The sequence below is a fragment of the Catellatospora sp. NPDC049609 genome, from assembly GCF_040675365.1.
GTDB lineage: Bacteria > Actinomycetota > Actinomycetes > Mycobacteriales > Micromonosporaceae > Catellatospora.
This window is the reverse complement of record NZ_JBFAOU010000047.1, coordinates 17,230-41,308: the sequence shown is the minus strand read 5'-3', so window position 1 is coordinate 41,308 and position 24,079 is coordinate 17,230. Positions and strand designations below refer to the sequence as shown.

Sequence of the window (24,079 nt, the reverse complement as noted above, 5' to 3'; positions counted from 1 at the left end):
TGAACGTGAGCCTGCTGACCTGCCGCAGACGGGGGATCTGAGAGCAAAACGACACGCCGCCTAGACTTCCGGCCATGAAACTGACCGGCACCGTGACCCCCGACCGGCCGCTGATCGTCGTCGCACTGCCGGAGGAGGCGGCGCATCTGCGGACCGACCTGCCGGTGCTGCTGACCGGGGTCGGCAAGGTGCGGGCGGCGCTCGCCGTGACCCGGGCCCTGGCCACGGGCCCGCTCCCCCTGGAGATCATCAATCTGGGTACGGCCGGGGCGCTGCACTCCGGGCTGGCGGGCACCCATGAGATCAGCCGGGTGGTCCAGCACGACTTCGACTCCGCCACCATCGAGGCGCTGACCGGCCGCAGCTTCGGCGCCCCGCTGGACCTGCTCGGCTCCGGCCCCGTGCTGGCGACCGGCGACGTCTTCGTCTCCGACCCCGCCCTGCGGGCCGCCCTGGCCGAGCAGGCCCACCTGGTCGACATGGAGGGCTACGCGGTCGCCGCCGCGGCCGCCGACCACGGCGTACCCGTACGCATGATCAAGCACGTCAGCGACGAGGCCGACGCCGCCGCCTTCGCCTCGTGGACCGAGTCCGTCGACGCCTGCGCCCGCATCCTCGCCACCTGGCTCACCGACTGGCAGCGCACCCGCTGACCAACGACGATCTTGCGCGAACTGGTGGGGATCTGCCCGAAAGGGGCGTGTCATCCCCACCGTTCACGCAAGATCGTCGTGATCTTGGGCGCGTCAGGTCAGGTTCTTGGTGACGGGTTGGCCGGTGGTGGCGTCCAGGAGGATGCGGGTGCCGAGGGGGGTGGTGAGGGTGACCTCGACGGGGGCTGCGACGAGCATCGCCACGCAGACGCGGTCCTGGTCGGGTGGGGTGACGGTGCCGCCGATGACGACCACGTCGACCGATTCCCAGACCAGCGGCGCGATGTCGGAGTCGCAAGCGCCGACGCCGAGGCGGTAGGCGACGGTGCGGTCGTCGGCGCGGTCGAGGGTCTGGGTGGCGACCAGGTGGAAGTCCGGGTCGGCGGGGACCGCAGGCGGGGCGGGCAGCTCCGGCAGCGGGCGGACCGCCTCGGGGGCCACCGCCACGCGCACCATCGGGTCGGGCAGCTCCTTGACGGTGAAGACCCAGGCGGGCACCGTGGCCAGGCCCCGGCTGGTGCGCAGCTGCGCCGTGCCGAGCTTCGCGGCCGTGACGGTCAGCGCCGTGCACGGGCCGGCGTGGGCGGACACCGAGCCGTCGGCGCCGGCGCTCGCGTCGGGCGCGGGAGCGTCGGGCGCGGCGGCGGACCGCTCGCACTGCGGCTGCCCGCCGTGGGCCAGCGCCCGGTAAGCCGCGTCCGCGCTGACCAGCGGCACGCGCAGGCTGGTGCCGTCGGGGAAGGCGACCGAGCCCGTCCCGGCCTCCCGCGGCAGCGAGCCGGCCAGGCGGTACCACCCGGCCGACGCCGCGTTCTTGGTGGCATCGTCGGGGTAGCCGCGTTCGGGTTCGATGGTGAGCGGTGCCAGCGGCACGAAACCCTCGCGCCACGGGCCGGTGAGGTTGGCGTCGCGCCACTGCCGGGCCACCTCGGCGGCGCGGCGCTCGAACGCGGCCGCCGCGTCGGCGGGGGCGGTGGTGACACCGGGGCCGGCCTGGTCCGTGGCGGCTCCGGCGCAGCCGGCCACGAGCAGGGCCGGCAGCACGGCCAGCAGGGTCAGTCCGCGGCGCAGGCGGAAGGTCGCAGTAGCGGCGGCGCGCCGCGACGAACCGAATTCGGGGAGCATGTCCTGTCCGACGCGCCGCGCGGGGCACGGGTTGCCTCGGTCAGGTCTCCCCGCCGAGATCGATGCCGTACGCCTGATACAGCACGTCGGCGGTGCGCTGGCGGTAGGCGGACAGTCGGCGGGCCAGGGCCTCCTCGCCGTGCCGGTCCGCGGGACGGGAGGTCACCGCGTCGAGCAGCGCCCGCCGGTCCGACTCCAGCGCCCGGACGCTGTGCGTCAGCCGGGGCGCGTCCGCGATCACGTCACCGAGCCGCCCGGCAGGGCCGAGCACGGTGTTCGACAGCTCGTCCAGTGGATCGGTGGCCATACGTCACCCCCCGGGACCGCGAAACGTCCTTGCGTTCGATGGTCACGCCGAGCGGGCCCGATGTCCATAGTTTCGCCCGCTTTGAACGCTCGTTCAGCCGGACACCGAGATCAGGTCGGCGCTGCTCATGACGAAGGCCCCCGTCCGTGTGGACCGGGGCCTTCGCGATAGGTGGAGGTGCCGGGAATCGAACCCGGGTCCATCGCCGCATTGCCAGGGCTTCTCCGAGCGCAGCTCACTATGCCTCTACTCGGCCCCACCGATCACATGAGCGAGACGGTGTGACGGGCCCAGTCGCGATTGATCTCGCCTCAGCAGCCCCGCGACGGGACTGAATCGGCCAGCCTACTAACTGATGCCGGTACATGGGCCGTAGGCACTCCCAGACCGACAGACCTGCTACTCGCCTCAGGCGGCGAGAGCGAGGTCGCGCTTCACGTAAGTGTTGGCGCTTGTGTTTTTCCGACGATGATTATCGAGACAACGTCGGCTTCCTCGGCTCGCTTCTCCTGACTCAACGTACGATGTCGAAACCTGTCACCCCCTGGTCGTGCGCACTGGCACGCACGGTGACGATCACCGTGTACCTCAAGAGTAACGCCCGGAGGCGACGAAGTCATTCCGGTATCGGTCAACGCCCCGTGCAGGCGGTCCCGTCGACCGTGCACGCGGTGATCGACTGGCCCAGCGCCAGCAGCGCCGGGAACCGGACGGTGAACGTCACCGACCCGTTGGCGTCCAGCCTGCCCGCCGTGCCGACCGGGGTCACCGTCACCTGGGTGCCCGACTGCGCCAGGCTGACCGCCGCCGCCGAGCGGTTCTCCACCGTCTTCTCCGCCGGCAGCGTCAGCACCACGGTCCAGTCCGCCCGGGTCGCCTGCCCCGGATTGCGCACCGTCACCTCGGTGTCGAACCCGCCCAGACCCAGCAGGGCGATCGTCTTGTACGACGCGGTCAGCGGCACCGCCGCCGTGGCCGATCCGGTGGCCTCGGGCAGGGCCGTCCCGCTCGCCGACGGCTGCGCGCCCGGCGCCGGGGTCCCGCCCGGGGACCAGCCCGGCTGCGGGGTGCCCGAGCCGGCCGCCGAGGTGCCGGTGGCAGCCGCCTGCACCCCGGAGTCGAGGCCGTACACCTGCTGGGGGTCCTGGCCGGGGTCCGTGCCGCCACCGCCGATCATGACCGCGGCCGCGGTGCTGACCAGGACGACCAGCACGACCGCGCCGGCCAGCGACAGCAGCCGCATGCGCCGCGAGCCGCCCGGGGGCTCCGCGCGCGGCGGACCGAGCGGCACCGTCTCCCGCCGGCGCGGGATGGCCGTGTGCAGGTCGGCGACCACCCCGCCGAGGTCGACCTCGCCGGAGGCCAGCCGCTCCAGCGTCAGCGGCAGCTGCTCGGCGAACATGAACTGGTAGGACCGGCGCAGCTCCCGCCGGCGCCGGGTGCCGTCGACCCCGAAGAAGCCCGCCTGCAGCAGGGTCAGCCGGGTGCCCGTGCCCTGCTCGGACAGCTCCCAGCTGACCTCGGTGTGGGTGTGGTCGTCGCGCCAGTGCATGGCCAGCTTCTCCTGCGGCACCGCCTCGACCACGTCCAGGTCGAACGGGGTGGCCAGGCCGGCCAGTCCGGGCGGCGGGAAGGCGCGGAACGTCTCCCCCGGGTTCGGGGCGAGATCGGTCGGCACGAACCACTCGCGCAGCAGGCGCTGCTCGGTGAGCGCACGCCAAACCCGAGCCCGGGGGTGGGCAAGATCTACGTCGAGTCGCAGCTCGGTCACGGACCGACTATAGGGTCGTCGCGCCCACGACGGCAGCCCCCGGAAACGACCGTGCACACCGGACGGCTGACGGTTGTCCGTCAGGAGCAGGGTGTGCTGTTCACGGCGCAGGCGTCGGGGCGGGTCGCCCCGGAGGGGTCGCCGACCTGGAACGCGAAGCTGAAGTCCCGGGCCGCGGGCAGGTTGCGGTGCACCTGCTGCGGGGTGAACGTCACCCGGGTGCCGTCCTGCCGGAAGTCGATCCGGTCCCAGGCGCTGGTCACCTGCGCATCCGCCGGCAGGTCGAGCGTGGCGGTCCAGCCCGCCAGCCCGCCCGCGCCGGGGCGGACGGTGATCTCGCCGATGAAGCCGCCGGTGAACGCCTCGGTGGTGCGATAGGACACGCTCAGGGCGCTGGGCGCGGCGGGCCGGGTGTCGTCCGCTGCCGACGGTGACGGGGCGGCGCTCGCCGAGCGCGGCGGCGCCGTGGCCGGTGACGGCGTCGGTGCCGGGCTCTGCGCGGGCGCGCCGGACGCGGCGGGCTTCGCCGGATCGGCCGCCTGGACCCCGGATCCGGGCCCGCGCCCGCTGCCCGCGGCCTCGGCGGCCGGGCCGGGCGTACGCAGCAGCAGCGTGGTCACCGCGGTGACCAGCAGCACCGTGATGACCATCGCGCCCGCGACGGACAGCAGGCGCAGCCGCCGCTCCACCGGCATGGCGTACACGCTGCGGAGCAGGCCGTCCCGCGGTGTCCCGGCGGCGGCGGTCGGCACGGGCGGCGCCTCGTCCGGCAGCGCCGCCTGCTCCGGTGCCGTCTCGGGCGGGGCGGCCGGGGCGGGCGCCGTGGCCACGGCCGGCGGGCGGCGCGGCATGTCGGCGGCGTCGTAGACGTCCCGGCTGCGCCGCCGCCGGGCGGGCGGTGACTGCTCGGCGTCGAGCCGGGCCAGCAGCGCGGGCAGCCGCTGGGCGAACATGAGCGCGTACGCCCGCTGCAGCTCGGCGCGGCGCTCCTCGCCCGCGATGCCGAGGAAGCCGGTCTGGCTGATCCGCATGCGGCAGCCCGCGGCGATGGTGGACAGCTCCCAGACCACATCGGAGTGCAGCTGCTCCCCGCGCCAGCGCAGGGCGAGCCGGGTCGGGCTGACCACCTCGACCACGTCCATGTCGAAGGGTGCGGTGAAGCCGGGGATGTCCGGCGTGGGGAACGCGCGGTAGACCCCGCCCGGCACCGGCAGCAGGTCGGTGTGCAGGAACCACTCGGCGAGCAGGCGCCGGTCGGTCATCGCCCGCCAGACCAGCTCCACCGGGTACGGAAGCTCCACATCCAGCCGCAGCACGGTCACGGAGCCGAATATAGGGCCGCCACGACCGTGCTGCCGCCCGCTTTACGGCGGAGTTAAGGCTCCTGTCAGGCAGCCTGGCACGCGGCCCCGTTCACGGTGCAGGTCACCGCGAAGTCGCCCTGGCCGCGCTGGCCGATGAAGCCGAAGACGTACGTCGCACCCGGCGCCAGCGGGCCGCGGTCGGGGGTGAACACCCACACCCCGTCCTTGCCGGAACGGCCGGCCTCCCAGTCGCCGCTCACCGACGCGCCCTGCGGCAGCTGGAAGCGCACCGACCAGGTCAGCGACTCGGAGCCGGTGTTGCGCACCTGCACGGAGACGACGTACCCGCCCGGCCAGACGTCGACGTCGTACACCGCGGTGGCGGCGGCGCCCTCCGCCGGGGGCGCCGCGACGACGGTGCGCGACGGGCTGGGGGTGAGCGACGGGAGCATGGTGGGGCTCGGGGACGCCGCGGCCGTGGGCCCCGCCGTCGGGCTGGCCGCCGGCTCGACCGGCGGCTGCGCGGCCAGGTCGGTCGGGCTCGGCGTGACCACGCCGAATCCGTCCACGAAGCCCGCGCCCGGGGTGCTCGGCACGACCTCGGGCAGGACCAGGGCGGGCGGGTTCGGCGTCGGCTTGGCCAGCGCCCACGCCGTCGCGCCGGACAGCAGCAGTCCCGCGGTCGCGACCGCGATCACCAGGGGCTGGCGCCGCGACGGCCGCTGCTCCTGGCGCTCCTGCACCGCCAGCTCCTCGACCGTACGGGGCAGCAGGGTGGTCTCGTCGTCCTCGCGAAGCCGATGCTTGCTCACGTTCGGCGAGGTTACCGGGCCGGGGCAGGCGTGCGCGATCGGCCATCCGACTGCAACCCGGCGGCGATCACCGGGTTAGCGCATGCCCTTGGCGCGGCGGCCCATCTCACGCTGGATCTCGCGGTCGGAGTCGCGCTTGGCGATGTCCTGCCGCTTGTCGTAGGTCTTCTTACCGCGCGCCAGCCCCAGCTCGACCTTGGCCCAGCCGTCCTTGAAGTACATCGACAGCGGCACCATGGTCAGCCCGCCCTCGCGGGTCTTGGTGATCAGCTGCACGATCTCCTTGTGCTTGAGCAGCAGCTTGCGGGTGCGCCGCGGCGCGTGGTTGGTCCACGTGCCCATCGCGTACTCCGGGATGTGCAGCTGGTGCAGGTAGATCTCGCCGTCGCGCTCCTGGCCGAACGCGTCGACCAGCGACGCCCGCCCCGCACGCAGCGACTTCACCTCGGTGCCCATCAGGGCGATGCCGGCCTCGAACGTCTCGAGGATGGTGTAGTCGTGGTACGCCTTGCGGTTGGACGCGATGACCTTGCGCCCCTTCTCCCGCGGCATGACGGCCCTCCTCTCCTCGATCACCGAACCCGACAATGCTACCGACCACCACACCGGGACCGCGATCGAGATAGACCCGCCCTCAACCAGGGCCCACGACCGCGTCCGGCCGCCGGGCGCACCCGCCGCGCATTCGGCCGCCGGGCGCACCCGACAGGAGCGGAAGTCCGCGCAGCGGACGAGCGACCGGAGGGTAAGCCCGGCTTCAGAGGCCGAATGCCGCGCCCGCGGAGCGGGCGCCAGCAGCTCAGCACAGGCAGCCGGGGAGCCAGTCGAGGGGCTGCACGGGGGTGCCGTTGCGGCGTACCTCGAAGTGCAGGTGGTAGCCGGTGGAGGCGCCGGTGGTGCCGACGCGGCCGATGAGCTGGCCGCCGCGGACCTTGTCGCCGTTCTTCACCAGGATCTTGGACTGGTGGGCGTAGCAGGTGGAGATCACCTTGCCGCCGGACCGGCCGTGGGTGACGCAGGTGTAGTTGCCGTACCCGCCGAGCCAGCCGGCGCTGCTGACGGTCCCGCCGGCCGCGGCGTAGATCGGCTGGCCGCCGCCCGCCGCGATGTCGACGCCCGCGTGCAGCTGCCAGACGCCGTAGTACGGGTCGTAGCGGTTGCCGAAGTCGCTGGACTTCCAGCCCTTGGTCGGCATCAGGAACCTGGCGCCCGGCCGCAGCACCGGCACCCACTTGCCGTACTGCTGCTCCCAGCCGCGCAGCTCGGCGGCGATCTGCTCGCTCTGCTCCTTGACCTCCTCGTAGCGGCGCTTGACGTCCTCCTTCTCCTCCTTGGCCGCGGCCAGCGCCTTCTCCCGCCGCTCGGTGAGCACGACCAGGTCGCGCTGCGCCTGCTCGGCGTCCTTGCGGGCCTGCTCGGCGGCGATCAGCGCCGCGCGGGCGCTGCGGGCCGCCTCGTCGGCCTCGCGGCGGATCAGCTCGGCCGCGCTGGTGACCTCCTTGGCCTCGCGCCGGGCCGCGACGTAGCCGTCGATGGCGTCCCGCCGGATCTGTCCGAGCTGGTGCAGGTAGCCGGTGCGGTCGAGCAGCTCCTTGGGCCGGGTCGCGGCCAGCAGCGTGTTGAGCTCGGCCAGCCCGGCGCCGTGCAGGGTCGCGATGGCGAACCTGGCCATCCGGTCGCGGCCCTGCTCGACCTGGCGTACGGCTTCCTGGTAGCGCTGGTCGGTGACGGCCCAGGCGGCGGTGGCCTTGTCGGCGCGGCGCTGCGCGGAGACCGCCTTGGTCTCGGCGACCACGACGGCGGACCTGGTGGTGGCGATGCGCTCCTGCGCGGCGGGCATGGCCTTCTCCGCCTGGGACAGCTCGGCGGCGGCGTTGCGCGCCTTCTCCGACACCGCCTCGAGCAGCGCGCCGGTCTTGGCCAGCTCCGCGTCGATGCGCTTCTTGTCCTGCTTGATGTCGTCGGGCGCGGCGTGTGCGGGGATGCCGACCGCGACCGCGGTCAGCAGGGCGCACACCACCTGTACGAGTCGCCAGCGCACGGGACCTCCTGCGTCTCGGCTGTCCCGATCACCCTACTGCCGACATACACCTATTTTCTACGCAAAAGCGACACTCAACCGTGATCTGGGCGAAAAAGTGACGGCCCGCCCCCGGCGGGGGGCGGGCCGTCGCCGTGCGGCTCGCGCGACTAGACGCGGATGTAGAAGCGGAGCGTGACCCAGGCCGTGACCGCGGCGACCACGGAGCCGACGCCGGCCAGCACCGGGAGCATCAGGTTCACGTTGCCCCAGCTCACCGGTAGCAGCAGGTCGGTCAGGGCGGCCAGCTTGCGGTCGATCAGCACGATCTTGCCGATGACCAGCATCACCCACGCCAGGATCGAGCCCAGCAGCGCGGCGAAGACGGCCTCCAGCACGAACGGCGCCTGGATGAACCAGTTGGACGCGCCGACCAGCTTCATGACCGCGACCTCGCGCCGCTTGCTGTACGCCGCGACCTGGATGGTGTTGGCGACGAGCAGCAGGGCCGCGATACCCATGGCGCCGGCCACGACCAGCGACAGGCTCTGGATCGAGCCGAGGATGTCGAAGATCTTCTGGAGGAGCTTCTGCTGGTCCACGACGGTGTCGACGCCCTCGAGGTCCGCGTACGCGCTCTTGATCTGCTCGAACTGCTGCGGGTCCTTCAGCGCGACCCGGAACGACTCCGGCAGCTCGTTGGCGCTGATCGCGCCGACGAGGTCGGGAGCGTCCGCGAACTGCAGCTTGAAGTTCTCGTACGCCATCTCCTTGGTCTCCCAGAGGACGTTCTTCACCTTCGAGTCCGCGTCGAGCTGCGCCTTGATCGCAGAACGCTGGTCGTCGGTGATCGTCTTGTCCAGGTAGATGGAGACCTCGACCTGCTCGTAGTAGTGCCCCTTCATCTCGTCGACCTGCAGGTACATCAGCAGGCTGGCGCCGAGCATGGAGAGTGACACGATCATCGTGATGATCATGGCGATGGTCATGGTGACGTTGCGCCACAGCCCGACCAGCACTTCGGCCAGGACATACTTCGCACGCATCGGGGGGAATCCTCCGGGGAGACGGTCAGGTCGTCAGGACAAAGGGGCTCAGGGTTTCCACGGCTCAGCCGTAGACGCCACGGGCCTGGTCGCGGACGATCCGGCCGCCCTCGATCTCGATGACGCGGCGGCGCATCTGGTTCACGATGTTCGAGTCGTGGGTGACCATGACCACGGTCGTGCCGGTCCGGTTGATCCGGTCCAGCAGGCGCATGATCTCGATGGAGGTGTCGGGGTCGAGGTTACCCGTGGGCTCGTCCGCCAGCAGGATCAGCGGCCGGTTCACGAACGCGCGCGCCACCGCGACGCGCTGCTGCTCGCCACCGGAGAGCTCGTGCGGGTAACGGTGCTCCTTGCCGCCGAGGCCGACCAGCTCCAGCACCTCGGGGACCACCCGCCGGGCGACCGCCTTGGACTTGCCGATGACCTCCAGCGCGAACGCGACGTTCTCGTACGCCGTCTTGTTCGGCAGCAGGCGGAAGTCCTGGAAGACGCAGCCGATCGAGCGGCGGAAGCTGGGGATCTTCCACGACCGCATGGAGCTGATCTCCTTGCCGTTCACGAAGACCTTGCCCTTGTTGGGCTTGATCTCGTGCAGCATCAGCTTGACGATGCTTGACTTCCCGGAGCCGGACGGACCGATGAAGAAGACGAAGTCGCCCTTCTCGATCGAGACCGACACGTCGTCCAGCGAGGGTCGGGACGCCTTCGGGTAGGTCTTGGTCACGTGCTCGAGTCGAATCACGGCCGAGAGTCTACGCGGTGTCGCGGATTCGCCAAGCCCGCAGGGGTTGAGATGACGGTATTGCCGTGAATGTTCACAGAAAATTCCGTGATCTGACCGTGATCAACTCTCACTCACCGTAGTGGTTTCACCCACCAGGGCGACGCCCTCCGCCGACCGGACGACGCCCCCGCCACGTCCGTGGCGGGGGCGTCGCGAGGTCGCGCCGGACGGTTAGGCGGCGGCTTCCATCTGCTGCTGCTTGCGCCAGCGGATGCCCGCCTCGACAAAGCTGTCGATCTCCCCGTCGAACACCGCGTTGGGGTTGCCGGTCTCGAACTCCGTGCGCAGGTCCTTGACCATCTGGTACGGGTGCAGCACGTACGAGCGCATCTGGTCGCCCCAGGAGCCCGCCGCGTCGGTCTTGAGGCCCTCCATCTTGGCCCGCTCCTCCTGGCGCTTGCGCTCCAGCAGGCGGGCCTGCAGCACGCGCAGCGCGGAGGCCTTGTTCTGCAGCTGGGACTTCTCGTTCTGGCAGGACACCACGATGCCGGTCGGGATGTGTGTGATGCGCACCGCCGAGTCGGTGGTGTTGACGCTCTGCCCGCCCGGGCCGCTGGAGCGGAAGACGTCGACCCGCATCTCGGCCTCGGGGATGTCGATGTGGTCGGTCTGCTCCACCACCGGCAGCACCTCGACGCCGGCGAAGCTGGTCTGGCGGCGGCCCTGGTTGTCGAACGGGCTGATGCGCACCAGGCGGTGGGTGCCCGACTCGACCGACAGCGTGCCGTAGGCGTACGGCGCCTTCACCGCGAAGGTCGCCGACTTCAGGCCCGCCTCCTCGGCATACGACGTGTCGTAGACCTCGGTCGAGTAGCCGTGCCGCTCCGCCCAGCGCAGGTACATGCGCAGCAGCATCTCGGCGAAGTCGGCGGCGTCCACGCCGCCCGCGCCGGCCCGGATCGCGACCAGCGCCTCGCGGGAGTCGTACTCCCCGGAGAGCAGGGTGCGCACCTCCAGCTCGTCGATCGCCTTGGCCAGGGAGTTCAGCTCGGTGCCGACCTCCGCCATGGACGACGCGTCGCCCTCGGCCTCGGCCAGCTCCAGCAGCACCCCGGCGTCGTCGATCCGGCCGCGCAGCTTCGTCAGCTTGTTGATCTCGCTGCTGACGTAGGACAGCTGCGAGGTGACCTCCTGCGCCTTGGCCTGGTCGTCCCACAGGTCGGGAGCCGAGGCAGCCGCCTCGAACCGCTCCTTGTCCCGGCGCAGCCGGTCCAGGTCGAGCACGGACTCGATGTTGCGCAGGGTCGCGTCAAGGGTCTTGAGCTGATCGGCGTAGTCGGCAGTCACATCAACAAGACTAGTGGTAACGGCGACCGGGTTACCGGGGGCGGCACCCGTGACTTGACAGCCGCCGGACACCCGACAATAGTAAAGCTACTTTCCTATTGCGGAGGAGGGCGCGTGGCACGCCTCGCCGGTTCGTCCAAGCTGCTCCGGGCCATGAACGAGAGCGCGACCATGGCGCTGCTCATCGATCGGGGCACGCTGACCCGCGGCGAGCTGCGGGAGCTGACCGGCCTGTCCAAGCCGACGACGTCGGACGTGCTGCGCACGCTCACGGAGGCGGGTCTGGCGATGGTCGTCGGCCACACCAGCGGCGGGCCCGGTCCCAACGCGGAGGTGTACGCGGTCAACCCGGCAGCGGCACTCGTGGTGGCGATCTCGGTACGGGACGTGTCGGAGACACTACACGCCCCCTTCGACGCCGCCCTCTGCGATCTCACCGGCACCGTGCTCGCCCGCGCGGAGTATCCGGCCGACCCCGCCGCCGGCGACCCGGTGGCCACCGTCCGGGCGATCGTCGAGGATCTGCGCGCCCGCGCCGGCCTGAAGGCCGGGCGGCCCGCCCGCCTCCAGCTGGGCGTGCCCGGCTCCTACGACCCCGGCACCGGCACCATCCGGCACATCGACGTCGCCGGCTGGAGCCGGCCCGGCCTGGTCCCGGAGCTGGCCGCGGCGCTCGACCTGACCGTCGACGCCGACAACGACGTCAACCTGGCCGCCATCGCCGAGCGCCACCGCGGGGTGGCCGCGGGCACCGGCAGCTTCGCCCTGCTGTGGCTGGGCGCGGGCCTCGGCTGCGCGATCGACCTGGGCGCCTCGCTGCTGCGCGGCGCGACCGGCGGGGCGGGCGAGATCGGCTACGTGCCGCTCGGCCTGGCCGCTCCGGGCCAGCCCCGCGACCTGCAGAGCCTGGCCGGCGGCCCGGCCGTGGCCGCGCTCGCGGCGACGTACGGCTTCCGCGGGGCCACCGCCGAGGAGATGATCGCCGAGGCGGTCACCCGGCCGGAGGCGCCCGAGGCGGACGCGTTCCTGCGCGCGCTCGCCGACCGCATCGCGGTCGTGCTGGCCGTGGTCGCCTCGCTGGTCGACCCGCCGCTGGTGGTGCTCGCCGGGGAGCTGGCCCAGGCCGGCGGGCGCGTGCTGCGCGACCTGGTCACCGACGCGTTCCACCGCAACACCCCGCTGCGCACCCCGGTCGAGGTCACCTCCCTCACCGACGACGCGGTCCTGCTCGGCGCCATGGACGCCGGCCTGCGCGCGGTGCGCGAGGCCCTCGTCGACTCGCTGAACGCCCGGCCGATCCCGGCCGCCGCGGCCCGTTCCGCCTGAGCCGGGACCCTGCACACCACCGTTCCCTCACCAGGGAGCCCGCCGTCGCGGCCGTTCGGTGTACGGCCGCGGCGCCGCGCGGCCGGACGACGGCCGGGCTCCGACCGACAGGAAGAGCACCAATGAAGATCGCAGTCGTGGGTGGCGGCTCCACCTACACCCCCGAGCTGGTCGACGGGTTCGCCCGGCTGGCCGGCAGCCTCGACGTCACCGAGCTGTGCCTGGTCGACCCGGCCGGCGACCGGCTCGACGTGGTCGGGCCGTACGCCCGGCGCCTGCTGGCGCACCATGGCCACCCCGGCAGACTGACCTGGACCACCGACCTGGACGCGGGCCTGGCCGACGCCTCCGTGGTGGTCGTGCAGCTGCGCGTCGGCGGGCAGGCCGCCCGGATCAGCGACGAGACGTTCCCGCTGGAGTGCGGCTGCGTCGGGCAGGAGACGACCGGCGCGGGCGGGCTGGCCAAGGCGCTGCGCACGGTGCCGGTCGTGCTCGACGTGGCCGAGCGGGCGGCCCGGCTGGCCGCACCCGGCGCGTGGATAGTCGACTTCACCAACCCGGTCGGCATCGTCACCCGGGCCCTGCTCGACGCGGGCCACCGGGCCGTCGGCCTGTGCAATGTGGCCATCGGCTTCCAGCGCCGGTTCGCCTCGCTGCTCGGCGTGGCGCCGGCCGCGGTCACCCTGGACCACGTCGGGCTCAACCACCTCACCTGGGAGCGCGCCGCGTACGTCGACGGCGTGGACCGGCTGCCCGAGCTGCTCGCCGGGCACCTCGACGCCCTCGCCGACCAGGTGCAGCTGCCGCGCGAGGTGCTCGGCCTGCTCGGCGCCGTCCCGTCGTACTACCTGCGCTACTTCTACGCCCACGACCTGGTGGTCCGCGAGGAGCGCGAGGCGCCCACCCGGGGCCAGCAGGTGGCCGAGATCGAGGCGAAGCTGCTCACGATGTACGCCGACCCGGCCCTGACCACCAAGCCGGAGCTGCTCTCCCAGCGGGGCGGGGCGTTCTACTCCGAGGCCGCCGTCGGGCTGATCACCTCGCTGGTGACCGGCGACGGCGGCGTGCACGCGGTGAACCTGCGCAACGACGGCCACCTGCCGTTCCTGCCCGACGAGGCGGTCATCGAGGTCAGCGCCCGGGTCGACCGCGACGGCGCGGTCCCGGTCCGGGCCGCCCCGGTCGGTCCGGAGCTGTCCGGCCTGATCGCCGGCGTCGCCGCGTACGAGGAGCTCGCGGTGCGCGCCGCGGTGCACGGCGGCCGCGACCGGGTCTACGCCGCGCTGCTGGCGCACCCTCTGGTCGGCCAGCACGAGCAGGCCGAGGCGCTCACCGGCAGGCTGCTCGCCGCCAACGCCGACCACCTGGCGTGGGCGAAGTGAACGGGGGGCGTCCCGCGGGTGGCGGACCGGCCGGCCGGCGAGCGCAGCGAGGAGAAGGCATGAGCCCGGCAGAACTGTTCCTCGCCGTCGACGGCGGGAACTCCAAGACCGACGTCGTGCTGGCCGACTCGGACGGGCGGGTGCACGGCTACGTACGCGGACCGGGCTCGTGCCCGCAGGTGATCGGCCTGGACAAGGCCATCGGGCTGTTGGACGAGCTGGTCGCCGCGGCGCTGCGGGCGGCCGAGATGCCCCCGTCCGTGCCGATCGCCCGGGCGGAGGTCTACCTGTCCGGGCTCGACCTGCCAGAGGAGGTCGAAGCCGCGGAGAAGGCGGTCGCGGCGGCCGGGTGGGCGCAGTCCCACCGGCTCGACAACGACACCTTCGCGCTGCTGCGGGCGGGCACGGACAGCCCGGACGCGATCGCGGTGGTGTGCGGCGCGGGCATCAACTGCGTGGGGCGGGCGGCCGACGGCGGCACCGCCCGCTTCCCGGCGCTCGGCCCGCTCTCCGGGGACTGGGGCGGCGGGCTGCACCTGGCCTCGATGGCGATGTGGCACGCCGCGCGCGCCGAGGACGGCCGGGGGCCGGCCACCGCGCTGGCCCCGGCGGTCGCCGCGCACTTCGGGCAGACCCGGGTCGCCGACGTGATCACCGGCCTGCACCTGGGCAGCCTGAGCCAGGACCGGATGATCGGGCTCAGCGAGGTGCTGTTCGCCGTGGCCGGGGACGGCGACGAGGTCGCCCGGCGCGTGGTGGCGCGACAGGCGACCGAGATCGTGGCATTGGTGACGGTGGCCGCGGACCGGCTAGGGCTGAGCGGTGAGCCCTATGCCGTGGTCCTGGGCGGTGGCGTGCTGCGTGCCCGGCATCCGCTGCTGGAGGATGCCGTATCCGCGGGAGTGAAGGCCCACTCGTCGAGGGCCCGGCTGACCGTGCTCGCACAGCCGCCGGTGGTGGGAGCGGGCCTGTTCGCACTCGACGCGCTCGGCGCGACGCCTGCCGCCGCGACCGCGTTGCGGTCGGCGCTCACGGCGGGGCGACCGCACCTCGCCTAGCGCCGGCCGTCACTTGGCGATGGCGGTCTTCAGCCAGTTCAGTGCGGCCTTGTGGTAGGCGACGGCGAACTCCAGCCCTGCGGCGGTGAAGTCGTCGCCTTCCTTCTTGGCCTCCTTGGCCTGCTCGCGTGCTTCGGCCAGCGCCTCCGAGTGGTGCGAGTTGGCGCTGTTGAGCAGCGAGTCGAACTGGTTGGTCGCGTGCGTGGATCCGAACGCGACGCGCAGCGCGTACGGGTTGCGCACCAGCTCGCGGCCGGGTTCCTCGTTGAGCCAGCGGGCGAAGGCGCGCTTGCCCGACGCCGTGATCGCGTAGGGCTGGCTCGCCCGCGGGCCGGGCTTGCCGAGCTTGACGTAACCGAGCTCGGCGAGGACCGGCAGTTCGCGGTAGACCTGAGACCGGGTCATGGACCAGTAAGGGCTAAGCCGGCGCTCGGCCGCGGCCATCAGCTGACCCCCGGTCATGGGGCCATCGTGCAGCAGACCGAGCACGGCTGCCGCAGTAGCGTTGATTCCTACCTCTGCCATGACTCAACGCTGCCACTTCAACAGCCTTCTGTCCAGGATATCGGCCCATCCACAGTGCACATTCCGCGCCGGACAGTCCGGTCCCGACTGTCTGATCAGACAGGAATATGTCCGTTTCCTGCCTCCGAGAGCACGGGTGACGGGATAACACAAACCGTCCGATATCCCCCTCCCCGGCGTGTCGCCCCATTCCTCCCCCGGCGGGACCGCCCGGCGCGACACGATCTTGCGCCGCTCAGCGCCCCTGCCGACCCCAAAACGGACATAATTCTCAGGCGTCCAGCCATGATCGCCGATTCGGGCCGAAACTTCGCGTCCAACCACCTCCGTCGAACTGAGACGGCGATCACACCGCGTCCTCAGAGGGCGGCGCGCAGCTCCCACAGCGCCGGGTAGAAGCGGGCGTCGAGGCGGGCGCGCAGGTACGGCGCGCCCGCGGAGCCGCCGGTGCCCGCTTTGGAGCCGATCTGGCGCTCCACCATCAGCACGTGCCGCGCCCGCCAGAGCGACCATGCCTGGTCGTGGTCGAGCAGCGCCTCGGCGAGGTCCCACAGGGCGCCGTGCCGCTCCCGGTCGCGGGCGATGGCGACCAGCGACGCCAGCAGATCGTCGGCCGGCTCGACGCGGAAGCCGCGGGCCGCCAGCAGCGCCAGGTACCCGTCCCACAGGGTCGGCTCGGTGAGCCGGCGGCGCAGCCGCTGCTCCTCGGCGCGCTCCAGGCCGCGCAGCCGGTCGAGGAAGGCCGGATCCTTGAGCCCGGAGATGAACTCGATCTCGCGGAACTGGGCGGACTGGAACCCCGAGGCCGGCGCGAGCAGCGTGCGGAACGCGAGGAAGTCCTGCGGCGTCATCGTGTCGATCACGTCGACCTGCTGCACCAGCAGCATCTCGATCACGTGGCAGCGCTGCAGGCGGACCCGGGGCAGGTAGCTCTCCCCCGCCAGCATCCGGTCACGAGCGTCGGCCAGCTCGTGCAGCAGCAGCTTGAACCACAGCTCGTACGCCTGGTGGATGGTGATGAACAGCAGCTCGTCGTGCGCCTGCGGCCCCGCCAGCCCCACCTGCTGCGCCAGCAACTGCGGCACCCGCAGGTAACTGCCGTACGTCAGCCGGCCGCCCTCCTCCCCGAAACTGCGCCCCACGCCCGTGCCCCCGTCCGTCCCCGTAACGCGATCTAGGAGTCGCGGTGCCGTTTCGGCACCACAACTCCTAGATCGACGCAGCAGGGGTCAGGGACGCGGGTGATCGGTGTCCATGTGCGGGTAGCGGTGGTCCGTCGGCGGGACGAAGGTCTCCTTGATGGTCCGCGGGGACATCCAGCGGATCAGGTTGTGCCAGGAGCCGGCCTTGTCGTTGGTGCCGGACGCCCGGCCGCCGCCGAACGGCTGCTGACCGACGACCGCGCCGGTCGGCTTGTCGTTGAGGTAGAAGTTGCCCGCCGCGAAGCGCAGCCGGTGCGACATCCACTCCAGCGCCCGCCGGTCCTGCGCGAAGACCGCCCCGGTCAGCGCGTACGGCGCGACGCTCTCGGCCTGGGTGACCACGGCCTCGAAGTCGGCGTCGTCGAACACGTGCACGGCCAGGATCGGCCCGAAGTACTCGGTGGTGAACACCTCGTTGGCCGGGTCGGAGCAGACGATCACGGTCGGCGAGACGAAGTAGCCCTCGCTGTCGTCCACGGTGCCGCCCGCGATGATCTCGCAGGACTCCGACGCCTTCGCCTTCTCCAGCGCGGCGGCGTGCCGGGCGAACGCGCGGGCGTCGATCACCGCGCCGCCGAAGTTGCGCAAGTCGGTGACGTCGCCGTACGTCAGCGACTCGGTGTCGGCGACGAGCTGGTCGCGCACGCCCGCCTCCCACAGCGAGCGGGGCACGTACGCCCGCGACGCGGCGGAGCACTTCTGGCCCTGGTACTCGAAGGCGCCCCGGACCATCGCGGTGACCAGCGCGGCCGGATCGGCCGACATGTGCGCGACGATGAAGTCCTTGCCGCCGGTCTCGCCGACGATGCGCGGGTAGGAGCGGTAGCCGGCGATGTTGTCGCCGACCTGCTTCCACAGGTGCTGGAAGACCTTGGTCGAGCCGGTGAAGTGGATGCCGGCCAGGTCCGGGTCGGCCAGGGCGACCTCGGAGACGGCCAGGCCGTCGCCGGTGACCATGTTGATCACACCCGGGGGCAGGCCCGCCTCCTCGAACAGCCGCATCACGAAGTGCGCGGAGAACTGCTGCGTGTGCGCCGGCTTCCAGACCACCGTGTTGCCCATGAGCGCCGGGGTCGCCGGCAGGTTGCCCGCGATGGCGGTGAAGTTGAACGGCGTGATCGCGTAGACGAAGCCCTCCAGCGGGCGGTGGTCGAAGCGGTTCCACACGCCGGGCGAGGACATCGGCTGCTCGGCCAGCAGCTTGCGGCCGAACTCGACGTTGAAGCGCAGGAAGTCGATCAGCTCGCAGGCCGAGTCGATCTCCGCCTGCTGCACCGTCTTGGACTGGCCCAGCATGGTGGCGCCGTTGAGGGTGTCGCGCCACGGCCCGGAGAGCAGATCCGCGGCCTTCAGGAAAATCGCGGCCCGGTCGTCGAAGGACATATCACGCCAAAGGGGGGCGGCTTTCTTCGCGGCCGTCACCGCCGCCACCGCATCGGCGTTGGTGGCATTGTGGGTGACTCCCAGCACATGCGAGTGCTTGTGCGGCTGTACGACGTCGATCGCGTCGCCGCCACCCATACGTTGCTGCCCGTCGATGGTCATCGTCAGGTCGAGGCGCTCGGCGGCGAGCTCGGTCAGCCGCTTCTGCAGCCTGGTGCGCTCGGGCGTGCCCGGCGCGTAGGTGTGCACGGGCTCGTTGCGGGGTGCGGGCACCTGGGATACGGCGTCCATCGACGGCTCCTCCGATCGGAAGGTACGGCAACGTTCTTTGTATACAAGTACGCAAAGTACCGCCAGGAGTCCCCGCGAGCGCGGACATGTGATCCGTTCAACCCTCGGCGCAGCACCGGCGGGGCTGTCCCACCGGTCCAGACTACCCACCCCTCCGGCATGGCTAGGCTAGGTCGACCGACCATCCCGAGCACGCCTCGCCAGCCGATCAGGCCCTCACGACACGGGGCCGTCCCGGCGGTGCGCACCGCGCCGCCGCCAGGCCCACTGTCGCCCCACAGGAGACCACGATGACCGAGCCAGCGACCGCCACCCCCGCCCAGCGCGCCGCCGAGCCCGCGGCGCCCGACGGGGCGCGCACCCCCTCCACGACCGGCTGGCTCGCCTTCGCGGCGCTCGCCTGGCTGCTCGTCGCGCTGCTCTTCTACCGCACCGCCTTCACCGGCACGCAGGGCGACTACAACCTGGTGCTGGCATCCGTGCTGCTGCCGCTCGTGGTGCAGGCGAGCCTCGTCGCCGGGGCCGCCGTCGGGCTGTGGTCGACGCTGGCGCTGGGCCGCCGCCGGCCGTGGGCCGACCGCGGCGCCGGGCGCTGGGCCGTCGGCGCCGCCGCGGGCCTGCTGACCGGCACGCTGGCCAGCGGCGCCGTGCTGCTGGCGTACGGGATGTCGGCGCGGGCCGTCGGCGTGGTCGCGATCGCGGTGGGCGCCTCCGGCGCGCTCGGCGGGGCGCTCGGCGCCATCCGCCCGGCCCGCATCCTGGCCGCCGGGCTCAGCGCCGCGCTGGCCGTGCTGGTCTTCCTCAACGTGATGGCGCTGTTCTCCACCTCGCTGCTGGACGCGTTCGGCGGCGGCGACACCGCGGCCGAACGCTACGAGGCCAACGGGCTGCTGGCGGGCATGATCGCCATCGTCGCCGGGCTGATCGCCGGGCTCGTCGCGTACTGGCGCATCCGCCGCGCGGCCAGGCGGGCCGGCGACGCCCCGTCGTGGCCTGTCTACCTCGCCGCGGGCGCCGCCGCCGGCCTCATGCTGATCGTGGCCGAGCTGTGCACCCGCCTCGGTGTCGCGCAGCTGCTCTCGCTGGCCACCGCGGACATCACCGCCGACTCGGAGATCCTGTCCTTCATCGCGGCCTCGCGCCGCAACACCGGGCTGGTCGTGCTCTTCGTCGGCGCGATCACCACCATCGTCGCGTTCGGGCGCAGCCTGCCGAAGGCCGCCGCGCGCGACTGACCGGTCAGTGCCGGAGGAGCTCGTCGAGCTCCTCCGGTGCGAACCAGAGCAGGTCCAGATCCTCGGCCGAGTCGACGGTGAACTGCGCGTCCGGGTCGCCGCCCGCGGCCCGCTCCACCACCTCGGCGGCGGCCGCCACGACCGGCTCGGCCTCGGCCTCGTCGACGTGGAACGCCGCGATCGCCCGGCGGGGCACCGCCCCCGACAGCCGCACCGTGCTCGTGCCGAGGTCCCGGTTGTCCACACTCACCTGCGCGGCGGGCACGTCGGCCGAGACCACCACCCGCCGCCGCGGGGCCGACGGGTCGTCGCGCAGCAGGCGCAGCGCGTCCTGGGCCGCGCGCATGAACGCGACGTACTCCAGCTCCTCCTCGTCGCCCTCGGCGTACCACTCGCGCAGGGCGGGGGTCACCGCGTGGGCCGTGGCCCCGGACAGCTCGTCCGCCTCGCGCAGCGCCGCCACCAGCCGCACCGTCGCGGGCAGGTACACCCTCACGAGATCGCTCGCCACGTCCGGACCCCTCCCGTCGGATCTGTCGTCAGGCACAGTCTCGCACGAGCGCAGCGAACCCCCGCGCCACGCCATACGATGGCAAACTGAAGCAACCGAAAGCTTTCCCGCCCTCCACAGGAGACCCCGCCGACATGACCCAGGCCCCGCCCCGTTTCCTGACCCTGGACCAGGTGGCCGAGGAGCTCGCCACCACCACGGCGCAGATCTACGCGCTGGTGCGCCGGGGCGAGCTGCCCGCCATCAAGCTCGGCGGCCGCGGCCAGTGGCGCGTCGAGCGCGCCCGGCTGGAGGAGTACATCACCCAGCTCTACGGCGAGACCGAGCAGTACATCAAGGACAACCCGCTCACCGGGGGCGACGACTGAGATCTTGGGATTGGCATTGACCGATCGCTGTCCACGAGCTACAAAGAATCAAACGGAGGCAAACTCAAGCAAACTCAAGATCAAAGGGTGGTGATCCCGATGACGGTCGCACCGGCCGGGTCCGTCCGCATCCATCGCGCGCCGCGACTCGACCCGCCGTTCGACGACGAGCTGCGCCCCACCACCTACCGGCCGAGCCGGCCGGAGCCGCGGGAGGTCGTGCCGCCCGGAGCCGTCGCGGGCGCCTCGCCGGAGTGCCACACCGCGGCGCACCGCTTCCTCAACCTCTGCCTGGAGCTGTTCAACGGCTTCCGCTCCCCCAGCCAGCTGCGCCCCCTGCTGCGCGTCACCGAGGCACACGACGTGCTGGAAGAGCTGTCGCGCGCGCTGCGCCGGCTGGCCGCACAGCACCGCGCCGCGCCGCCCGGCACCCCGCGCACCCCGGTGCGCCGCCGCCAGCTGCGCACCTGCGAGCCACGACCGGGCGTCGCCGAGGTCGCCGCAGTGCTCAGCAACGGCCGCACCACCTGGTCGATGGCGTACCGGCTGGAGCGCGACGGCACGACCTGGCGCTGCACCGCCCTCACCGTGCTCCTCTGACCCCGGGGCGGGCCGCCGCGAGCCACACCCACCGCGCCGCCCGTTCCGGGCTCCACCACCGTTCCGCCGACCCGGCCCCGAAGATCGCCGTTTTGGGTCAGGAAGTGCAGTCCAGCTTCACTTCCTGACCGGAAACAGCGATCTTCACCAGCGCGGCCGCGCCAGACCGACGCAGGAACGAGGAAGGGGCCGACCCAGCCGGGTCGGCCCCTTCGCGTCGTCGCCGGTTACGCGGCGCCGTGGCAGCGCTTGTACTTCTTGCCCGAGCCGCAGGGGCAGGGGCTGTTGCGGGAGGCCGGAGCGGCCACCGCGCCGCGACCGGCGCTGCGCGGGGACGGCTTGCGGGAGTCTCCCCCGCCGCCGATGCCCAGCGCCGGAGCCTGCTGCACCTGCGGTGCGCCCGCGCCCGCCGCGCCGTCGATGGTCGGCGAGGTGTACTGCACGCGCTGCGGCTGCTGCCGCTGGCCCAGGCCCTTGGCCCGGACCTCGACGTGCGACTCGCCGTCGGGCAGCGGCACCCCGGCCGTGGGCTCGGCCGGCGCCGCCTGCTCGACCTGGACCTCCAGGTTGAACAGGAAGCCGACGGCCTCCTCCTTGATGCCCTCCATCATCTGGGCGAACATGTCGAAGCCCTCGCGCTGGTACTCGACCAGCGGGTCGCGCTGGGCGTACGCGCGCAGGCCGACGCCCTCCTGGAGGTAGTCCATCTCGTAGAGGTGCTCGCGCCACTTGCGGTCGATGACCGCGAGCAGCACCTGCCGCTCCAGCTCGCGCATGGCCTCCGCACCGAGCTGCTGCTCGCGGCGGTCGTACGCGTCGTGCGCGTCCTGCTTCATCCGCTCGACGAGGAAGTCGTGGTCGAAGGTGGTGCGCTCGGCGCCGGCCTCCTTCTCCAGCTCCTCGATCGTGATGGTGACCGGGTAGAGCTGCTTGAGGTTGGTCCACAGCTGGTCGAGGTCCCAGTCCTCGGCGTACTCCTTGCCGGTGCCGGTGGTGCCGCCGGTGACGTACGCGCTGACCACGTCGTCGATCATGCTCTCGACCTGCTCGTTCAGGTCCTCGCCGTCCAGCACGCGCTTGCGCTCGGCGTAGATCACCTGGCGCTGCTTGTTCATGACCTCGTCGTACTTGAGGACGTTCTTGCGGATCTCGGCGTTCTGCGCCTCGATCTGCGTCTGCGCGCTGCGGATCTGCCGGGTCACCATCTTGGACTCGATCGGCACGTCGTCCGGGATGTTGAAGCGCTCCATGACCGCCTCGACCGCGCCCGACCGGAAGCGGCGCATCAGGTCGTCCTGCAGCGAGAGGTAGAAGCGCGACTCGCCGGGGTCGCCCTGGCGGCCGGACCGGCCGCGCAGCTGGTTGTCGATGCGGCGGGACTCGTGGCGCTCGGTGCCCAGCACGTACAGGCCGCCGGCGGCCTGCACCTCCTCGGCCTCGGCCTTGCAGGCCTCCTCCCACGCGGGCAGGATCTCGTCGAGCGCCTTGTAGTAGTCGTCGCCGTGCTCCTCCTCGGTGAGCCCGCGCTGGCGCAGCTCCGCCGCGGCGAGGAACTCGGGGTTGCCGCCGAGCAGAATGTCCGTGCCACGGCCGGCCATGTTGGTGGCCACAGTGACGCCGCCCTTGCGGCCCGCCTGCGCGACGATCTCCGCCTCGCGGGCGTGGTACTTCGCGTTGAGGACCGAGTGCGGGATGCCCTTGCGGCGCAGCAGCTGGGACAGGATCTCGGAGTTCTCCACGGAGACCGTGCCGACCAGCACCGGCTGGCCGGTGACGTGGCGCTCGGCGATGTCCTCGACGACCGCCTGGAACTTCGCCTTCTCGGTCTTGTAGATGACGTCGGACTTGTCCTGGCGGACCATCGGGCGGTGCGTCGGGATCGACACCACGCCGACGTTGTAGACCTTGTTGAACTCGCCGGCCTCGGTCTGCGCCGTGCCCGTCATGCCGGACAGCTTCTCGTACATGCGGAAGTAGTTCTGCAGGGTGACCGTCGCGAGGGTCTGGTTCTCCTGCTTGATCTCGACGCCTTCCTTGGCCTCGATCGCCTGGTGCATGCCCTCGTTGTAGCGGCGGCCGTGCAGGATGCGACCGGTGAACTCGTCGACGATCAGGACCTCGCCGTCGGAGACGATGTAGTCCTTGTCGCGCTTGAACAGCTCCTTGGCCTTGATGGCGTTGTTCAGGTAGCCGACCAGCGGGGTGTTGACCGACTCGTACAGGTTGTCGATACCCAGCCGGTCCTCGACCCGGGACACGCCGCGCTCGGTGACCGCGATGGTGCGCTTGGCCTCGTCGACCTCGTAGTCGCCGGAGCCGTCCTTGCCGCGCTCCAGGCGGGCGACGACCGCCGCGAACTCGCCGTACCACCGCTGCGACTGCTCGGCGGGGCCGGAGATGATCAGCGGGGTGCGCGCCTCGTCGATGAGGATCGAGTCCACCTCGTCGACGATCGCGAAGTTGTGGCCCCGCTGCACCATGTCGGCGGCCGACCAGGCCATGTTGTCGCGCAGGTAGTCGAAGCCGAACTCGTTGTTCGTGCCGTACGTGATGTCGCACTCGTAGGCCGCGCGGTGCTCGTCGGAGGGCCGGTTGGGCAGCACCACGCCGACGGTGAGGCCGAGGAAGCGGTGCACCCGCCCCATCCACTCGGCGTCACGCTGGGCCAGGTAGTCGTTGACCGTGATGACGTGCACGCCCTTGCCGGCCAGAGCGTTGAGGTACGCCGGCAGGGTCGACACGAGGGTCTTGCCCTCACCGGTCTTCATCTCGGCGATGTTGCCGAAGTGCAGCGCCGCGCCGCCCATGAGCTGCACGTCGTAGTGCCGCTTGTGCAGCACGCGCTTGGCGGCCTCGCGCACCGTGGCGAACGCCTCGGGGAGCAGGTCGTCCAGGGTCTCCCCGTCGGCGAGACGCTCCCGGTACTGGTCCGTCAGCGCCCGCAGCTCGGCATCGGTGAGATCGACGTAGTTCTCCTCGATGGAGTTGACGGCGTCGGCGATGGCCTTGAGCCGGCGGAGCATCCGCCCCTCGCCGGCACGGAGGATCTTCTCGAAAATCGACACGGGTGTTCAACGCTCCCTAGA

At 71.9% G+C, this 24,079-nt stretch carries 22 protein-coding genes and 1 other RNA gene; 7 read left to right on the top strand and 16 right to left on the bottom strand.

The genetic code is table 11. From position 1 onward, the window contains the following. Positions 1-74: 74 nt before the first annotated feature. Positions 75-653 carry a nucleosidase gene (locus AB0J67_RS15945; protein WP_363482352.1) on the top strand — a complete coding sequence of 193 codons (579 nt, stop codon included), beginning with the start codon at positions 75-77 and terminating at the stop codon, positions 651-653. Between the two features lie 93 nt (positions 654-746). Here the strand turns inward: AB0J67_RS15945 and AB0J67_RS15940 are convergent, their stop codons facing one another. The 11 genes from AB0J67_RS15940 to prfB all read right to left on the bottom strand — a co-directional run bounded on the left by AB0J67_RS15940 (position 747) and on the right by prfB (position 11,112). Next, entirely contained in the window at positions 747-1,778 is a 1,032-nt protein-coding gene (locus tag AB0J67_RS15940; RefSeq protein WP_363482349.1) for a hypothetical protein, read from the bottom strand. Between the two features lie 40 nt (positions 1,779-1,818). Next, positions 1,819-2,085, bottom strand: a complete 267-nt coding sequence (locus AB0J67_RS15935) for a hypothetical protein (protein WP_363482346.1) — start codon at positions 2,083-2,085, stop codon at positions 1,819-1,821. A gap of 169 nt (positions 2,086-2,254) precedes the next feature. Next, positions 2,255-2,630: a transfer-messenger RNA gene (ssrA, locus tag AB0J67_RS15930) on the bottom strand. Positions 2,631-2,716: 86 nt separating this feature from the next. Further along, positions 2,717-3,856, bottom strand: coding sequence for an SRPBCC domain-containing protein (locus tag AB0J67_RS15925; protein ID WP_363482343.1), 1,140 nt, complete (start codon positions 3,854-3,856; stop codon positions 2,717-2,719). Between the two features lie 80 nt (positions 3,857-3,936). Continuing rightward, positions 3,937-5,178 (bottom strand): SRPBCC domain-containing protein, encoded by a 1,242-nt coding sequence (locus AB0J67_RS15920; protein WP_363482340.1) that lies wholly within the window; start codon positions 5,176-5,178, stop codon positions 3,937-3,939. 65 nt (positions 5,179-5,243) lie between these two features. Next, a complete protein-coding gene (locus tag AB0J67_RS15915; RefSeq protein ID WP_363482337.1) occupies positions 5,244-5,972 on the bottom strand; it encodes a cellulose binding domain-containing protein in 729 nt (242 codons plus the stop codon). A gap of 75 nt (positions 5,973-6,047) precedes the next feature. Continuing rightward, complete coding sequence (gene smpB / locus AB0J67_RS15910; protein WP_363482334.1) at positions 6,048-6,524, bottom strand: SsrA-binding protein SmpB; 477 nt, start codon at positions 6,522-6,524, stop codon at positions 6,048-6,050. A gap of 247 nt (positions 6,525-6,771) precedes the next feature. Next, complete coding sequence (locus AB0J67_RS15905; RefSeq protein WP_363482331.1) at positions 6,772-8,013, bottom strand: peptidoglycan DD-metalloendopeptidase family protein; 1,242 nt, start codon at positions 8,011-8,013, stop codon at positions 6,772-6,774. A gap of 149 nt (positions 8,014-8,162) precedes the next feature. Continuing rightward, entirely contained in the window at positions 8,163-9,038 is an 876-nt protein-coding gene (gene ftsX, locus AB0J67_RS15900) for a permease-like cell division protein FtsX (protein ID WP_363482328.1), read from the bottom strand. 64 nt (positions 9,039-9,102) lie between these two features. Continuing rightward, on the bottom strand, positions 9,103-9,783 hold the full coding sequence (gene ftsE / locus AB0J67_RS15895; RefSeq protein ID WP_203689272.1) for a cell division ATP-binding protein FtsE: 681 nt from the start codon (positions 9,781-9,783) through the stop codon (positions 9,103-9,105). A gap of 213 nt (positions 9,784-9,996) precedes the next feature. Continuing rightward, positions 9,997-11,112 (bottom strand): peptide chain release factor 2, encoded by a 1,116-nt coding sequence (prfB, locus tag AB0J67_RS15890; protein WP_363482324.1) that lies wholly within the window; start codon positions 11,110-11,112, stop codon positions 9,997-9,999. 114 nt (positions 11,113-11,226) lie between these two features. Here prfB and AB0J67_RS15885 point away from each other — a divergent pair, with 114 nt between their 5' ends. The 3 genes from AB0J67_RS15885 to AB0J67_RS15875 all read left to right on the top strand — a co-directional run bounded on the left by AB0J67_RS15885 (position 11,227) and on the right by AB0J67_RS15875 (position 14,878). Continuing rightward, the gene (locus AB0J67_RS15885; protein WP_363482321.1) at positions 11,227-12,438 is read left to right on the top strand and encodes an ROK family protein; all 1,212 of its coding nucleotides are present in this window, start codon (positions 11,227-11,229) and stop codon (positions 12,436-12,438) included. 122 nt (positions 12,439-12,560) lie between these two features. Continuing rightward, a complete protein-coding gene (locus AB0J67_RS15880) occupies positions 12,561-13,820 on the top strand; it encodes a 6-phospho-beta-glucosidase (RefSeq protein WP_363482318.1) in 1,260 nt (419 codons plus the stop codon). A gap of 59 nt (positions 13,821-13,879) precedes the next feature. Further along, entirely contained in the window at positions 13,880-14,878 is a 999-nt protein-coding gene (locus tag AB0J67_RS15875) for a BadF/BadG/BcrA/BcrD ATPase family protein (RefSeq protein WP_363482315.1), read from the top strand. A 9-nt stretch (positions 14,879-14,887) separates the two neighbouring features. Here the strand turns inward: AB0J67_RS15875 and AB0J67_RS15870 are convergent, their stop codons facing one another. The 3 genes from AB0J67_RS15870 to pruA form a co-directional block, all read right to left on the bottom strand. Then, complete coding sequence (locus AB0J67_RS15870) at positions 14,888-15,403, bottom strand: PadR family transcriptional regulator (RefSeq protein ID WP_363482312.1); 516 nt, start codon at positions 15,401-15,403, stop codon at positions 14,888-14,890. Between the two features lie 359 nt (positions 15,404-15,762). Continuing rightward, positions 15,763-16,545, bottom strand: a complete 783-nt coding sequence (locus AB0J67_RS15865; RefSeq protein ID WP_363482309.1) for a tryptophan 2,3-dioxygenase family protein — start codon at positions 16,543-16,545, stop codon at positions 15,763-15,765. An 87-nt stretch (positions 16,546-16,632) separates the two neighbouring features. After that, the gene (pruA, locus tag AB0J67_RS15860) at positions 16,633-18,279 is read right to left on the bottom strand and encodes an L-glutamate gamma-semialdehyde dehydrogenase (protein WP_363482305.1); all 1,647 of its coding nucleotides are present in this window, start codon (positions 18,277-18,279) and stop codon (positions 16,633-16,635) included. Positions 18,280-18,569: 290 nt separating this feature from the next. Between pruA and AB0J67_RS15855 the strand changes: the two genes are divergently transcribed. Beyond that, positions 18,570-19,514: a hypothetical protein gene (locus AB0J67_RS15855; protein ID WP_363482302.1), complete on the top strand. Its 945-nt coding sequence runs from the start codon at positions 18,570-18,572 to the stop codon at positions 19,512-19,514. Positions 19,515-19,518: 4 nt separating this feature from the next. Here AB0J67_RS15855 and AB0J67_RS15850 read toward each other — a convergent pair whose 3' ends face one another. Beyond that, positions 19,519-20,025 carry a hypothetical protein gene (locus tag AB0J67_RS15850; RefSeq protein WP_363482299.1) on the bottom strand — a complete coding sequence of 169 codons (507 nt, stop codon included), beginning with the start codon at positions 20,023-20,025 and terminating at the stop codon, positions 19,519-19,521. 134 nt (positions 20,026-20,159) lie between these two features. On the opposite strand from AB0J67_RS15850, the gene AB0J67_RS15845 reads away from it, so the two are divergent. Continuing rightward, a complete protein-coding gene (locus AB0J67_RS15845; protein ID WP_363482296.1) occupies positions 20,160-20,393 on the top strand; it encodes a helix-turn-helix domain-containing protein in 234 nt (77 codons plus the stop codon). 99 nt (positions 20,394-20,492) lie between these two features. Further along, positions 20,493-20,993 (top strand): Rv3235 family protein, encoded by a 501-nt coding sequence (locus tag AB0J67_RS15840; protein ID WP_363482293.1) that lies wholly within the window; start codon positions 20,493-20,495, stop codon positions 20,991-20,993. Positions 20,994-21,220: 227 nt separating this feature from the next. Here AB0J67_RS15840 and secA read toward each other — a convergent pair whose 3' ends face one another. Continuing rightward, positions 21,221-24,058 (bottom strand): preprotein translocase subunit SecA, encoded by a 2,838-nt coding sequence (gene secA, locus AB0J67_RS15835; RefSeq protein ID WP_363482290.1) that lies wholly within the window; start codon positions 24,056-24,058, stop codon positions 21,221-21,223. Positions 24,059-24,079 lie beyond the last annotated feature (21 nt).

Excerpts from the sequence above, each read along its gene's own strand:
- AB0J67_RS15945 (WP_363482352.1), top strand. The coding sequence starts at position 75 with ATGAAACTGACCGGCACCGTGACCCCCGACCGGCCGCTGATCGTCGTC.
- AB0J67_RS15940 (WP_363482349.1), bottom strand. The coding sequence starts at position 1,778 with ATGCTCCCCGAATTCGGTTCGTCGCGGCGCGCCGCCGCTACTGCGACC.
- AB0J67_RS15935 (WP_363482346.1), bottom strand. The coding sequence starts at position 2,085 with ATGGCCACCGATCCACTGGACGAGCTGTCGAACACCGTGCTCGGCCCT.
- smpB (WP_363482334.1), bottom strand. The coding sequence starts at position 6,524 with ATGCCGCGGGAGAAGGGGCGCAAGGTCATCGCGTCCAACCGCAAGGCG.
- ftsX (WP_363482328.1), bottom strand. The coding sequence starts at position 9,038 with ATGCGTGCGAAGTATGTCCTGGCCGAAGTGCTGGTCGGGCTGTGGCGC.
- AB0J67_RS15880 (WP_363482318.1), top strand. The coding sequence starts at position 12,561 with ATGAAGATCGCAGTCGTGGGTGGCGGCTCCACCTACACCCCCGAGCTG.
- AB0J67_RS15875 (WP_363482315.1), top strand. The coding sequence starts at position 13,880 with ATGAGCCCGGCAGAACTGTTCCTCGCCGTCGACGGCGGGAACTCCAAG.
- AB0J67_RS15870 (WP_363482312.1), bottom strand. The coding sequence starts at position 15,403 with ATGGCAGAGGTAGGAATCAACGCTACTGCGGCAGCCGTGCTCGGTCTG.
- pruA (WP_363482305.1), bottom strand. The coding sequence starts at position 18,279 with ATGGACGCCGTATCCCAGGTGCCCGCACCCCGCAACGAGCCCGTGCAC.
- AB0J67_RS15855 (WP_363482302.1), top strand. The coding sequence starts at position 18,570 with ATGACCGAGCCAGCGACCGCCACCCCCGCCCAGCGCGCCGCCGAGCCC.
- AB0J67_RS15845 (WP_363482296.1), top strand. The coding sequence starts at position 20,160 with ATGACCCAGGCCCCGCCCCGTTTCCTGACCCTGGACCAGGTGGCCGAG.
- AB0J67_RS15840 (WP_363482293.1), top strand. The coding sequence starts at position 20,493 with ATGACGGTCGCACCGGCCGGGTCCGTCCGCATCCATCGCGCGCCGCGA.